Source organism: Ramlibacter sp. MMS24-I3-19 (assembly GCF_050320135.1).
Taxonomy (GTDB): domain Bacteria; phylum Pseudomonadota; class Gammaproteobacteria; order Burkholderiales; family Burkholderiaceae_C; genus Ramlibacter.
The window spans coordinates 707122-719598 of sequence record NZ_CP190017.1 but is presented as its reverse complement, the minus strand read 5'-3'; the positions used below and the strand labels follow the sequence as shown (position 1 = coordinate 719598).

The following is a 12477-nucleotide window of genomic DNA, read 5'->3' as shown; positions in this document are numbered from 1 at the left end:
CATCGTGAACCGCTCCATCCTCGTCCTCCTCGTCACCGCCGCGCTCGGACTGGCCGCCTGCCGCGACGAGCCGCGCAGCGCTCCCGAGCCGGCTGCGCCGACCCTGCAGGGCCGCACGGTCGTCTATCCGGACCACCACCCGCAGCTGGCGCAGCTGGGTGTCACGCCCGCCGCGCCGGCACGCACGCTCACCGTCGAACTGCCCGCCCGACTGGTCTGGAACGAGGACCGCACGCAGCGCATCTTTGCCGCCTTTGCCGGGCGCGTCGCGAAGATCAGCGCCGACGTCGGCCAGCCGGTCAAGCCCGGCACCGTGCTGGCGCAGCTCGCCTCGCCCGATTTCGGCGTGGCGCAGGCCGACACCGCCAAGGCGCAGGTCGACGCGCAACTGGCCCGCAAGTCGCTGGCCCGCCAGCGCGAGCTGTTCGAGGCCGGCGTCACCGCGCGCAAGGAACTGGAGCAGGCCGAGGCCGACGCCGCCCGGGCGCAGGCCGAAGTGCAGCGGGCCGAAGCCCGCACGCGCCTGTACGGGGCGCGCACCGGCGGGGTCGACCAGCGGCTGGCGCTGGTCTCGGGCATCGCCGGCGTGGTGGTCGAGCGCAACCTCACGCCCGGACAGGAACTGCGGCCCGACCAGATGGGGCCCGGCGTGCCACCGCTGTTCGTGGTGAGCGATCCGTCGTCGCTGTGGGTGCAGATCGATGCCCGCGAGACCGAGGCCGGCACGCTGCGCCCCGGCGCCGCGTTCGAACTGGTCGTGCCGACGCTGCCGGGCGAGAAATTCGAAGGCAAGGTCATCGCGGCGGCCGACTTCATCGACGCGGCCACGCGCACCATCAAGGTCCGCGGCCTGATCGCCAATCCCGACCGCAAGCTCAAGGCCGAGATGCTGGCCACCGCACGTGTCGAGCGCACGCCCGGCGCCGGCGTGGTGGTGCCCGCATCGGCCGTGCTGCTGCGCGACACGCGGCAATCGGTGTTCGTGCAGGTGCGCCCCGGTGCCTACGAGCCGCGCGACATCGCCATCGGCTGGCAGGGACCCAAGGAAGTCCTGGTCAGCCGCGGCCTCGAGGCCGGTGAGCTGGTCGTGACCGGGAACACGCTGCTGCTGGCGCGCCAGTACGCACTGCTGCGCGATGCCGCGGGCAACGAACCCGCTGCGGCAGTCAGTGCGGCCGGGGCGCCGCCGTCACCCTCGGGCGACAAGGCTGCCGCGAAATGAAGAAGCTGATCCACTTCGCGCTGCACCAGCCACTGTTCGTGGTGCTGGGCACGCTGCTGTTCGCGCTGGCCGGCGTCATCGCGTTCAGCAACCTGTCGGTGGAGGCGTTCCCCGACGTCACCGACACGCAGGTGACGGTGATCGCCCTCTATCCCGGCCGCGCGGCCGAGGAAGTGGAAAAGCAGGTGACGCTGCCGATCGAGGTGGCGCTGTCGGGCCTGCCCAATTCGATCCGCGTGTTCTCGCACACCCAGTTCGGCCTCTCGTTCACCGTGGTCACCTACGACGACAAGGCCGACGTGCTGGCGGTGCGCGCGCAGGTCAACGAGCGGCTGCGCTCGGTGGACCTGCCGCCCGGCGTGGAGGCGAGCATCGCGCCCAACGCCACGCCGGTGGGGGAGATCATGCGGTACCGGGTGCGCGGCGACGGCCTGAGCACCACCGAGCTGCGCACGCTGGAGGACTGGGTGGTGGAGCGCACGCTGCGGCAGGTGCCCGGCGTGGCCGACGTGGTGGCCATGGGCGGCTACATCAAGCAGTACGAAGTGCAGCCCGACATGGACAAGCTGCGCGCGGCCAAGCTCACGTTCCAGAATCTGCTGGATGCGCTGGGCCGCGGCAACTCCAACGCGGGCGGCAGCTACGTCGCGCAGGGCGCGCAGCAGTACGCGATCCGCGGCATCGGCCTGCTGCGCTCGCCCGACGACATCGGCCGCATCGTGGTGGCCACCCGCGGCAGCACGCCGATCCTGGTGCGCGACGTGGCGCAGGTGAACCTGGGCTCGGTGCCCAGGCTGGGCACGGTGGGCCAGGACAACGACGACGACGTGGTCACCGGCATCGTGGTGATGCGCAAGGGCGAGAACCCCAGCGTGGTGCTCAAGGGCGTGAAGGAAAAGATCGCGCAGCTGAACGAGCGCGGGCTGCCCAAGGGCGTGCAGGTGGTGCCGTTCTACGACCGCACCTGGCTGATGGGCAAGACGTTGTCGACGGTGTTCCGCAACCTCGTCGAAGGCGCGCTGCTGGTCTCGCTGGTGCTGTACCTGTTCCTGTCGAACCTGCGTGCCAGCCTCGCCGTGGTGGTGGTGATCCCGCTGGCGCTGCTGGCCACCTTCCTCGGCCTGAAGATCATGGGCGTGCCGGCCAACCTGCTGTCGCTGGGCGCGATGGACTTCGGCATCATCGTCGACGGTGCGGTGATCGTGATCGAGAACGTGATGCACCGGCTCGCGGAGCGCGGCGAGGACATGAGCCCGGCCGAGCGCCGCGCCACCATCGCCGACGCCGCCAACGAGGTGGGACGGCCGACGCTGTTCTCGATGCTGATCATCATCGCGGCCCACATCCCGATCTTCGCGCTGCAGCGCCACGAGGGCCGCATCTTCCAGCCGATGGCCCTGTCGGTCACCACCGCCCTGGTCGGCTCGCTCGTGTTCTCGCTCACGCTGGTGCCGCTGCTGGCGCTGTGGATGCTCAAGCGCAAGCTGCCGCACGGCGACAACCGCCTCGTCACGGCCTGCAAGTCGGTCTACGAGCGCGTACTCGGCTGGGCCCTGGCGCGCCGCAAGCTGGTGATCGGCCTGGCACTGGGCGCGTTCGCGCTGGCCTTGGTCGCGGCCTCGCGCCTGGGGTCGGAATTCCTGCCCGAGCTGAACGAGGGCACGATCTGGGTCAACCTGCGCCTGCCTTCCAGCATCTCCAACGACGAGGCCACCCGCGTGCTGCACGACGTGCGCCGCGCCCTGCTGACGGTGCCCGAGGTGCGCACGGCGGTGTCCAAGGCCGGCCAGCCGGAGGACGGCACCGACCCGAAGACGATCTCGATGGCCGAGGTGTTCGTCGACATCAAGCCGGCCGAGGAATGGCGCAAGGGCCTCACGCGCGAGCAGCTGCTGGACCAGATGGACCGCGCGGTGTCCGCCATCCCGGGCATGGAACCGAGCTTCTCGCAGCCGATCCGCGACAACGTGCTGGAGTCGATCTCGCAGATCGACGGCCAGATCGTGATCAAGGTGGCCGGCGACGACCTGGTGGAACTGCGCCGCGTGACGCAGGACATCGAGCGCGAGATCAAGCAGGTGCCCGGCGTCTACCGGGCCGAGATCGACCGCCTGGGCGACCTGCCGCAGGTGGTGATCGACATCGACCGCGATCGCGCCGCGCGCCTGGGCCTGAACGTGCAGGACGTGCAGGACGTGGTCGAGGCCGCGCTGGCCGGCAAGGCCGCCACCCAGATCTGGGAAGGCGAGCGCAAGTTCGCGGTCGCGGTGCGGCTGCCCGAACCGAAGCGCGCACTGGCTGCGCTGCCGCAGACGATCATCCCGACGCCGGATGGCGGCTACACGACGCTGGGCGCGGTCGCCGAGATCCGGCAGGTGAGCGGGGCGATGAACATCGCCCGCGAGAGCGGCCGCCGCACGATGGCCATCGGCATCTTCATCAAGGACCGCGACATGGGGTCGGTGGTGAAGGACATGCAGGCGCGCGTGAACCGCTCGATCAAGCTGCCGGACTCCTACACCATCACTTGGTCGGGCGAGTTCGAGAACCAGGAGCGGGCGATGAAGCGGCTGTCGGTGGTGGTGCCGATCTCGCTGCTGCTGATCTTCGTGCTGCTGTTCGACGCCTTCAAGTCGGTGCAGCTGGCCGCGCTGATCCTGGTCAACGTGCCGCTGGCGCTCATCGGCGGCTTCGTCGCGCTGTGGGTGTTCGGTATCCCGCTGTCGGTGTCGGCGGCGATCGGCTTCATCGCGCTGTCGGGGCAGGCCGTGCTCAATGGCGTGGTGATGCTGTCGGTGTTCCAGCAGCTGCGCGCCAACGGCGCCGACGTGCTGTCGGCGGTGCGCCTGGGCTCGATGCAGCGGCTGCGCACCGTGCTCATGACGGCCATGCTCGCCGCTCTCGGCCTGCTGCCGATGGCGCTGTCGCACGAGATCGGCTCCGAGACGCAACGCCCGTTGGCCATCGTCGTGATCGGCGGCCTGATCACCGCGACGCTGCTGACGCTGGTGGTGCTGCCGGTGCTGTACGTCGCCTGGTTCGGTCGCAAGGCGGCGGTGCGCAGGGAAGCCGCAGCGCTGGTCGAAGCACCGGCTGGCGCGGAGTGAGGGCGGCGGGGCTCGGTCCCGCGCCTAGAACTCGCTGTGCCAGCGCACCGTAACGACACGGGCTGGGCCGCGGTCGCGGTTGTAGCCCGGGTTGGCGATGTGCTGCAGGCCGGCACTGAAGGCGTTCTGGACCTTCGCGCCACCGACGCCCAGCTCGGGCAGCACCCAGCGGTAGTAGCCCTCGGCCACGCGCTCGGTGCCGTAGCGCAGCGCCCCATCGCCGAGGAACGCGCCGAGCCCACCCTGCGCGAGATAGTCGCGGTGGCTCGGTGACAGGCCGTTGATCGCGTAGGCCAGTCCCCATCGGTCCTCGCCGCGTCCCCACGCGGCGCCGCCGAACTGGCCACCGACCGAGACCTGCCGGTCGATCTCGGTGAAGGCGTAGGTCTCCACGCGGCCGTCGTTGCGGTTGGCGCGCACGAACAGGCCCTGGTCCGGCCCGAGCGGCGCTTCCAGCGTCAGGCCCCACCCGATCTTGGACTGCAAGCGGCGCACGGTCGACACGGCAGGCGCCGCGTCGATGGCCTGCGCAATGGCGTCATCGAAGCGGCCGCCGTTGACGCGGTTGCGGAACAGCAGGGCGCGTGCGCGCAGAGGTCCGGCGGGCAGGTGCACGGGCAGGTCGGTCTCGGCCTCGATCTGGTCACCACGCTGGCGACCGAGGTCGTGGTCGAGCTTCGGGCCGTTGCTCTCGCGCGGCTGGGCGGCGCGACCGAAGCGCACCGCCCAACCCGGCGCGCGGTATTCGGCGATCGCGGCGAGCGTGTAGCCGCGCGCATCGGCGGCGTAGTCCCAGGCGCCGTGCGTGAGGAACGCCCAGTTGGTGAACTGGCTGCGCGGATCCTTGGCGTAGGGGTTGGGATCGAAGAAGTCCAGCAGCGAGAGCAGGCCGGCGGTGAAGGTCCAGCGTCGCGTGGCCGCCGTCCCGCCCAGCTCGTTGAAGCCGGCCTCGACGCGCTCGGTCTCGCCGCCGACGTCGACGCGCTGCTGCACGAACAGCCGCGCCGGATAGCTGCGCAGCGTCCCCGAGCCGCCGCGTTGCAGCTCGCCGTTGCTGATGCCGCCCGCGCCGGCCAGGTGCGAGAGCGGTAGCCCGCGTGCCGCTTCCGGATTGACGTGCAGCTGCGCGCCCGGCCACAGGCGAACGCCCAGGTCCGCCGTGGTCGTGAAGGACATCGACCATTCACGCTCGGTGCGCAGCGAGTTCGGTCCGCTGTAGAGGGCGTCCAGGGCGGGCTTGTACTGGCGGATCCAGGTGGCCTGCGCATGCAGGCCGACGGCGGGCATGTCCTCGTCGCCGGCGGCCGCCGCGAACGGGACGAGGAGGAGGGGAAGCAGCCAGTGGCGCGGGCGGATCATGGACGCCGACCTTAGCAGCGGCGACATGCCGCGACGTGACAGACGAGGGCTAACGCAGCCAGCCGCGCTTGCGGAAGTACCACATGGGCACCAGCGCGCTGGCGGCCATCAGGATCAGCACGTACGGATAGCTGATGGAACCCAGGATCTCCAGCTCGGGGAACTTCAGGTTCATGCCGTACAGGCTGGCCACCAGCGTCGGCGGCAGCAGGGCGACGCTGGCCACCGAGAAGATCTTGATGATCTTGTTCTGGTTGATGTTGATGAAGCCGACGGTGGCGTCCATCAGGAAGTTGATCTTGTCGAACAGGAACGCCGTGTGGTTGTCCAGCGATTCGATGTCGCGCAGGATCTGCCGCGCCTCCTCGAACTGGCCGGCCGAGAGCATGCGGCTGCGCATCATGAAGCTCACCGCGCGGCGCGTGTCCATGACGTTGCGGCGGATGCGCCCGTTCAGGTCCTCCTGGCGCGCGATCTCGCCCAGCACCTCGCCGGCCAGCGTGTCGGTGACCTCGCCGGCGAGCACTTCCTTGGACACCTTCTCCAGCTCGTCGTAGATGCCCTCCAGCGCGTCGGCCGAGTATTCGGCGTCGGCGTCGAACAGCTTGAGCAGCACGTCCTTCGCGTCCTCGATCAGGCCGGGCGCGCGCCGCGCACGCAGCCGCAGCAGCCGGAACACCGGCACGTCCTCGTCGTGGATGGAGAACAGCACGCCCTTGCTGCGCAGCTGCTCGTTGTGCTGGTTGAGGATGAACGCGACCCGCACGTTCTGCGGCTCCTCGTCGTCGGCGATCAGGAAGTCGCTGCGGATGTGCAGCTCGCCGTTGTCCTCCTCGTAGAAGCGCGCCGACTCCTCGATGTCCTCGTCCATCGCATCCTCGGGGATCGACAGGCCGTAGTACTGCGCGACCCAGCGCTTCTCCTCGATCGTGGGCGCCTCCAGGTCCACCCAGATCGGCTGGAAGCGGGACAGCTCCTCCAGCGCCTCGATCTCTTCCTGGAAGAGACGGCCGTTGGCGAGCGAGAAGATGTTGAGCATGGATTCCCTGGCGTGGCGGTTGGCGCTCGTGGCGCGTGGAAGGCAGGTGCGAGCTTCCAGCGCGGGTCAGGGGACGCTGGAAGCTACCGACTCGGTGGCGTTTCCAAGGCTTGCTCGTGGGGTGGTGCGACGGGTCGCGATTATGCCGCGCGTCATGCCGTGCGCGCCCCGGCGAAGGCCAGCAGTGCGTCCTTCCTCGCATACGCATCGCGTTCGCCCAGGGCGATCAGCGCGCCGATGAACCCTGGCTCGAACAGCAGGTAGCTGGCCAGCGCGCCTGCGCCCTGGCGCGCCGTCAGGCCCCCGAGTGCGCGGCGCACCGCCGGCGGCAGTTCGTGGACGTGCGCCTGGGCGAGCGCGTCGACCGATTGCGACGGCTGCAGCGACAGCACCTCCACGCTTCGGTACGGCAGCATCGCCGCCACCTCGCGCGGCAGCTGCTGCAGCGTCTGCGTCACGCGTTGGGCCTGCTCGACGTCGGCCTGCAGCGTGTCGTGGAACACGCTGGCCATGGCATGGCCCGCGATCGCGCCCAGGCCCGGCACGCCATTGGGCGGGCCGCCGACCAGGCCCGCGCGCTCGGGCTGTCCCACACCGACCACCAGCACCTTGTGCGCGCCCAGGTGCATCGCGGGCGACAGCGGCGAGACCTGGCGCATCGAGCCGTCGCCGAAGAACTCGCGCCGGCCGTCCACCCACAACGGCGTGGCCGGGAACAGGAACGGGATCGCGCTGGACGCCATCAGGTGCTCGATGGTGAGCGGCTGGAACTCGGCGCGGCGGCCGGGCCGGTTCCACGGCTCGTGCCAGCGGTCCTGCGCGCTGTGGCAGAAGGTCCAGTGCACGCCGGTGGTGTAGCTCGATGCAGTGGTCGCGACGGTCTGCAGCGCCCCTTGCTCCAGCGCCTGCTCGATGCCGCCCAGCGCGATGCCGCGATGCAGGGTGTCCACGAGCGGCATGGTGTCGAGCACCGCGCCTTCGCGCCGTGCGCGGCCCCACAGGTGCACGGCGGCGAGCAGTCGCGACACCCGCATCCACGGGGACAGCTGCAGCGCGTAGACGTCGCGGCTGCGCAGGCGTGACCAGAAGGTGCCGAGGTGGTCGAACGCGGCCAGTCCCTGGGTCGCGGCACTCGCGAGGCAGGCCGCATTGATGGCACCGGCGGACGTGCCCACCAGCACCTGGAACGGAAAGGCCTCGTCGGCACTGGACTGCAGCCGCAGCATCGCGCCGTATGCCTTGAGCACGCCGACCTGGTAGGCGGTGCGTGCGCCGCCTCCCATCAGCACCAGCGCGCGCACGGGGCGCCCCGGCTGCGCCAGCGTCGAATCGATGATGGTCCCCAGACTCATGCCGCTCCTCGCGGCCGATGGTAGGGGAGTGGACTGGCGGCGAGTGGCGCGTCAGGCGGCTGCAGTGGCCCGCACGTCGGTCGAAGGCCGAACGTCGCACTTGAGGACGTTGCCCATGTACTCCAGCGCGCGGGCCTTGGCATCTTCGGTCTCGGCCGCATTGCAGTCGGCCGGCACCCAGATCCTGAACTCCCGCAGGAACGCGTCGGCGGCCGTGAGCTGCACGCACATGTCGGTGGCCAGGCCGCAGATCACCAGTTCGCGCGCGCCCATCTCGGTGAGCAGCAGCTCCAGCGCCGAGGCGTAGAACGCCGAGTGCCGCGGCTTGAGGATCGTGATGTCGTCGGCCTGCGGATAGAGCAGCCGCGCGATCTCGCCGGCCGGCCCTTCGAGCCCGAGGCAGGTGGACACCAGGCTGTGGAAGTCCGACTGCCACACGCCGTAGTTGTCGTTGGCATAGATCGTCGGGACGCCCTCGGCATGCAGCCGCTGCTTGAGGGCGGCGGTCGCGCGCGCCGCTTGCAGCGCATGCGGCTCCAGCTTCTCGGAGCCTGGGAAATCGAGCGAGGTGATGAAGTCGACCAGCAGAAGTACGCGCTGACTTGTCGGCAGCTTCGCCGGCCGCAAGCCCGTGCCGCGGGGAGTGGAGGGCATGGCGGCGATTGTGCGAAGGCGGCTGCCTCAGCCGTGCCATCCGCTGGCTGCCCCAGCCGCAGGAGTCGTCCTACAAAGCTGGGCCGACCTGTCCGACATCCCCGATGAGGTCGTGTCCCTACAGTCCTTCTGTACCCCGGAACAGCACGTGCTGCCGTTCCGCCAAGGAGCCCTTCCCCATGATCCAGCTAGCGAACGACCCGAACGCCAGTCGCATGAGCTGGCGTCCCAACGCCCAAGGCGACAAGTCGCCTACCGAGGAGCAGCGGCGCCGCCGGACCGGCCACGCCTGGCCGTTCCTCAGCCCCCACGCGAACCGGCCCGAGCGGCCGGCCGCCAGCCAGACCCCCAGCAACGACAGCGGCAGCTGAACGGCCGCACCCACCATCGAAGAGGCCATCATGCTGACCGAATCCAAGAGCCCGAACAAATTCATCGACGCGCCACGCGAGAAGCCGCAGGGCGATCGCGTCGAGCACGCGAACCTGGAGCGCCCGGGTGCGCAGGCGCATCCGCGCATGCGTGGGTGCACCGACTGGAGCCGCTACGCGCATCGCGCCGCCGGCTGGCGCTGGAACTGATACCCGCGCGGGCACATCCCGCTCGCAATGAAAAAGCGGCCCTGCGGGCCGCTTTTTTATTTTGTGACCGGTCTTTGTCGGCCATTGCCTTTCGCCAGGGTGCGGCGCATAGTGGTCCGCAGCGCAGTTCAAGCTTCCCCCTCGCCGGCGGGTCCCCCGCCGGGCATTCCAACCGAGCGAACCAGGAGGTTTTGCATGAACTTGACGATCAGCGGTCACCATCTCGAAGTCACCCCCGCTCTCCGTACCTACGTGACCACCAAGCTCGATCGCATCACCCGCCACTTCGACCAGGTGGTGGACATCAAGGTTCTCCTCACCATCGAAAGGCAGACAGAAAAGGAACGACGACAGCGCGCGGAGTGCCGCATCCACGTCAAGGGCAACGACATGTTCGCCGAGTGCGCCCACGAGGATCTCTACGCGGCACTGGACGACCTGGTCGACAAGCTCGATCGCCAGGTCGGCCGCCACAAGACCCGTCTCCAGGACCACCACCATCCCGCGCCCAAGCGTGTGATGTAGCGCGTGGTGTGACGATCGGCGGCGCGTTGACGCTGCACGTCCAGGGGCTCCTTCGGGGCCCTTTTTTCTGGAGAGCCACCCACGGCCGGGGTTCAGGGTTTGCCCGAGGGCAGGGTGCATAATCGCTCGCCGACCATGAATCGTCTCGCCGCCATCCTGCCCGCTCCCCAGGTGCTCGTCGGTGTCGAAGCCACCAGCAAGAAGCGGGCATTCGAGGAAGCCGGCCTCCTGTTCGAGAACCTGCACGGCCTCTCCCGCGCCCTGATCACCGACAGCCTGTTCGCGCGCGAGCGCCTCGGCTCCACGGGCCTGGGCCATGGGGTGGCCATCCCGCACGGTCGCATCAAGGGCCTGAAGGCACCGATGGCGGCGCTGTTCCAGCTGGCGCAGCCGATCGGCTTCGATGCGCCCGACGAGCAGCCGGTGAACCTGCTGATCTTCCTGCTCGTGCCGGAGGCGGCGACGCAGAAGCACCTGGAGATCCTGTCCGAGATCGCCGAGCTGCTGTCGGACGCGCCACTGCGCGAGAAGATCAAGTCCAGCCCCAGCGCTCCCGACCTGCACCGGCTCATCGCCAACTGGCAGTCCGCGCAAGCGGCGTAGCCGACCCGCGGACGTGAAGCCCACCGTCGTTAGCGCCGATGTCCTGTTCGAGGACCACCGCGCGCAGCTGAAGTGGGAGTGGGTGGCCGGCCTCGGCGCATCGGAGCGCCGGTTCGACGAAGTGGCCGTGCGCGCCGCCCGCTCGGGCGCCGACCTGGTGGGCTACCTGAACTACATCCATCCGTACCGGGTGCAGATCCTGGGCGAGCGCGAGGTGGCCTACCTCACCAACGCGACGGCCGACGACTGCGCACGCCGCATCGCGCGCATCGTCACGCTGGAGCCGCCGGTGCTGGTGCTCACGAACGGCCAGACGGCGCCCGAGGCGCTGCTGTCGATGTGCGAGCGGGCGCAGATCCCGATGTTCTCGACCAAGGAGCCGTCGGCCTTCGTGATCGACGTGCTGCGCGCCTACCTGTCCAAGCACTTCGCCGAGCGCACGTCGATGCACGGCGTGTTCATGGACATCCTCGGGCTGGGTGTGCTGATCACCGGCGAGTCGGGCCTGGGCAAGAGTGAGCTGGGCCTGGAACTCATCACCCGCGGCAACGGCCTGGTGGCCGACGATGCCGTCGACCTGTACCGCGTCAACCAGACCACGATCGAAGGCCGCTGCCCCGAGCTGCTGCAGAACCTGCTGGAGGTGCGCGGCATCGGCCTGCTGGACATCCGCGCGATCTTCGGCGAGACCGCGGTGCGCCGGAAGATGCGCCTGCGCCTCATCGTGCACCTGGTGCGGCGCGAGACGCTGGAGCGCGATTACGAGCGGTTGCCCTACGAGCCGCTGGTGCAGGACGTGCTGGGCGTGCCGGTGCGCAAGGCGGTGATCCAGGTGGTGGCCGGCCGCAACATGGCCGTGCTGGTGGAGGCGGCCGTGCGCAACACCATCCTGCAGCTGCGCGGCGTGGACACGTACCAGGAATTCGTCGAGCGGCACCGCCGCGCCATGGACGGCGGCGGCTGACCCGTCACCGCTTCGGGCGGTTCGGGCAGTCGGTCTTGGTGCAATGCGCGTACAGGCTCAGCGCATGCTCGGCGATCTCGAAGCCCTTGGCCTGCGCGACGGCGTGCTGGCGCTTCTCGATCTCGGCGTCGTAGAACTCCTCGACCCGGCCGCAGTCCAGGCACACCAGGTGGTCGTGGTGCGTGCCCTCGTTCAGTTCGTAGACGGCCTTGCCGCTTTCGAAGTGGCTGCGCGAGAGGATGCCGGCCTGCTCGAACTGCGTGAGCACGCGGTACACGGTGGCGAGGCCGATGTCCGAGCGTTCCTCCAGCAGGACGCGGAACACGTCTTCGGCGGTCATGTGGCGTTGCGATCCGCGCTGGAAAACGTCGAGGATCTTCAGCCGCGGCAGGGTCGCCTTCAGGCCGGTGTTTTTCAGTTCGTCGATGTTCGCCATGGGTGCCGCGCAGCAGGGCGCCGGAGGGGCTGCCGCTACAATGAGTCGATCATATCGCCAGCCCCCGACCCATGCGCCTGTCCCCGTCCAGCCTGACGCGCTGCGGCCTCGTGTTTGCCGCCTGCGCCGCTGCGGCGGGCTGCGGCAGCGTCGACGCGGTGAGCCACCGCATCACCGATGCCATCACGCCCTACCGCGTCGAGGTGGTGCAGGGCAACTTCGTGTCGCGCGAGCAGGTCGACCAGCTCAAGCCCGGCATGACCCGGCAGCAGGTCAGGGAGTTGCTGGGCACCCCGCTGGTCACCGACATCTTCCACGCCCAGCGCTGGGACTACGTGTTCACGCTGCGCCGGCAGGGCGTGCCTGACCAGGCGCGCCGCCTCACGCTGTACTTCCAGGGCGATGCGCTCCAGCGCTTCGACGGCGACACCATGCCCAGCGAGACCGAGTTCATCGCCGCGATCAACAAGCGCCGCGGCGGCAAGATCCCGCAGCTGGAAGCCACCGAGGAACAGTTGGAGCGCGCCGGCAGCAAGCCGTCGACGGAGGCGCGCGCGCAACCGGCCGAGCCGCCGCCGGCGCCGGCGGCGTCGTACCCGCCGCTCGAGCCCACCACCCGCTGAACGCCGTTTCGC

At 69.6% G+C, this 12477-nt stretch carries 13 protein-coding genes; 8 read left to right on the top strand and 5 right to left on the bottom strand.

The genetic code is table 11. The features are described from left to right. The first annotated feature begins 4 nt into the window (after positions 1 to 4). Together ACPWT1_RS03530 and ACPWT1_RS03525 are read left to right on the top strand one after the other, a co-directional pair. Positions 5 to 1222 (top strand): efflux RND transporter periplasmic adaptor subunit, encoded by a 1218-nt coding sequence (locus ACPWT1_RS03530; RefSeq protein ID WP_427914035.1) that lies wholly within the window; start codon positions 5 to 7, stop codon positions 1220 to 1222. After that, on the top strand, positions 1219 to 4329 hold the full coding sequence (locus ACPWT1_RS03525) for an efflux RND transporter permease subunit (protein WP_427914034.1): 3111 nt from the start codon (positions 1219 to 1221) through the stop codon (positions 4327 to 4329). The genes ACPWT1_RS03530 and ACPWT1_RS03525 overlap by 4 nt, the downstream gene beginning before the upstream one ends. 24 nt (positions 4330 to 4353) lie before the next feature. On the opposite strand, the gene ACPWT1_RS03520 is transcribed toward ACPWT1_RS03525, so the two are convergent. The 4 genes from ACPWT1_RS03520 to ACPWT1_RS03505 form a co-directional block, all read right to left on the bottom strand. Next, positions 4354 to 5688: a carbohydrate porin gene (locus ACPWT1_RS03520; protein ID WP_427914033.1), complete on the bottom strand. Its 1335-nt coding sequence runs from the start codon at positions 5686 to 5688 to the stop codon at positions 4354 to 4356. A 49-nt stretch (positions 5689 to 5737) separates the two neighbouring features. Further along, a complete protein-coding gene (corA, locus tag ACPWT1_RS03515; RefSeq protein ID WP_427914032.1) occupies positions 5738 to 6727 on the bottom strand; it encodes a magnesium/cobalt transporter CorA in 990 nt (329 codons plus the stop codon). Between the two features lie 152 nt (positions 6728 to 6879). Further along, positions 6880 to 8079 (bottom strand): patatin-like phospholipase family protein, encoded by a 1200-nt coding sequence (locus ACPWT1_RS03510; RefSeq protein ID WP_427914031.1) that lies wholly within the window; start codon positions 8077 to 8079, stop codon positions 6880 to 6882. Between the two features lie 51 nt (positions 8080 to 8130). Then, complete coding sequence (locus ACPWT1_RS03505; RefSeq protein ID WP_427914030.1) at positions 8131 to 8733, bottom strand: cysteine hydrolase family protein; 603 nt, start codon at positions 8731 to 8733, stop codon at positions 8131 to 8133. Positions 8734 to 8912: 179 nt separating this feature from the next. On the opposite strand from ACPWT1_RS03505, the gene ACPWT1_RS03500 reads away from it, so the two are divergent. From ACPWT1_RS03500 to hprK, 5 genes are all read left to right on the top strand, one after another. Continuing rightward, positions 8913 to 9104 carry a hypothetical protein gene (locus tag ACPWT1_RS03500; protein WP_427914029.1) on the top strand — a complete coding sequence of 64 codons (192 nt, stop codon included), beginning with the start codon at positions 8913 to 8915 and terminating at the stop codon, positions 9102 to 9104. Positions 9105 to 9134: 30 nt separating this feature from the next. Continuing rightward, entirely contained in the window at positions 9135 to 9314 is a 180-nt protein-coding gene (locus ACPWT1_RS03495) for a hypothetical protein (protein WP_427914028.1), read from the top strand. Between the two features lie 195 nt (positions 9315 to 9509). After that, on the top strand, positions 9510 to 9839 hold the full coding sequence (gene hpf, locus ACPWT1_RS03490; RefSeq protein WP_427914027.1) for a ribosome hibernation-promoting factor, HPF/YfiA family: 330 nt from the start codon (positions 9510 to 9512) through the stop codon (positions 9837 to 9839). Positions 9840 to 9974: 135 nt separating this feature from the next. Beyond that, a complete protein-coding gene (locus ACPWT1_RS03485; RefSeq protein ID WP_427914026.1) occupies positions 9975 to 10442 on the top strand; it encodes a PTS sugar transporter subunit IIA in 468 nt (155 codons plus the stop codon). A gap of 13 nt (positions 10443 to 10455) precedes the next feature. Further along, positions 10456 to 11406, top strand: a complete 951-nt coding sequence (gene hprK, locus ACPWT1_RS03480; protein WP_427914025.1) for an HPr(Ser) kinase/phosphatase — start codon at positions 10456 to 10458, stop codon at positions 11404 to 11406. A 4-nt stretch (positions 11407 to 11410) separates the two neighbouring features. Here the strand turns inward: hprK and fur are convergent, their stop codons facing one another. Next, positions 11411 to 11842 (bottom strand): ferric iron uptake transcriptional regulator, encoded by a 432-nt coding sequence (fur, locus tag ACPWT1_RS03475; RefSeq protein ID WP_427914024.1) that lies wholly within the window; start codon positions 11840 to 11842, stop codon positions 11411 to 11413. Between the two features lie 71 nt (positions 11843 to 11913). Here fur and ACPWT1_RS03470 point away from each other — a divergent pair, with 71 nt between their 5' ends. Continuing rightward, positions 11914 to 12465, top strand: coding sequence for an outer membrane protein assembly factor BamE (locus ACPWT1_RS03470; protein WP_427914023.1), 552 nt, complete (start codon positions 11914 to 11916; stop codon positions 12463 to 12465). Positions 12466 to 12477 lie beyond the last annotated feature (12 nt).

Bases quoted from the DNA above. Each gene is read 5' to 3' on its own strand.
- ACPWT1_RS03525 (WP_427914034.1), top strand. From the start codon at position 1,219: ATGAAGAAGCTGATCCACTTCGCGCTGCACCAGCCACTGTTCGTGGTG.
- ACPWT1_RS03520 (WP_427914033.1), bottom strand. From the start codon at position 5,688: ATGATCCGCCCGCGCCACTGGCTGCTTCCCCTCCTCCTCGTCCCGTTC.
- corA (WP_427914032.1), bottom strand. From the start codon at position 6,727: ATGCTCAACATCTTCTCGCTCGCCAACGGCCGTCTCTTCCAGGAAGAG.
- ACPWT1_RS03510 (WP_427914031.1), bottom strand. From the start codon at position 8,079: ATGAGTCTGGGGACCATCATCGATTCGACGCTGGCGCAGCCGGGGCGC.
- ACPWT1_RS03505 (WP_427914030.1), bottom strand. From the start codon at position 8,733: ATGCCCTCCACTCCCCGCGGCACGGGCTTGCGGCCGGCGAAGCTGCCG.
- ACPWT1_RS03500 (WP_427914029.1), top strand. From the start codon at position 8,913: ATGATCCAGCTAGCGAACGACCCGAACGCCAGTCGCATGAGCTGGCGT.
- ACPWT1_RS03495 (WP_427914028.1), top strand. From the start codon at position 9,135: ATGCTGACCGAATCCAAGAGCCCGAACAAATTCATCGACGCGCCACGC.
- hpf (WP_427914027.1), top strand. From the start codon at position 9,510: ATGAACTTGACGATCAGCGGTCACCATCTCGAAGTCACCCCCGCTCTC.
- ACPWT1_RS03485 (WP_427914026.1), top strand. From the start codon at position 9,975: ATGAATCGTCTCGCCGCCATCCTGCCCGCTCCCCAGGTGCTCGTCGGT.
- fur (WP_427914024.1), bottom strand. From the start codon at position 11,842: ATGGCGAACATCGACGAACTGAAAAACACCGGCCTGAAGGCGACCCTG.
- ACPWT1_RS03470 (WP_427914023.1), top strand. From the start codon at position 11,914: ATGCGCCTGTCCCCGTCCAGCCTGACGCGCTGCGGCCTCGTGTTTGCC.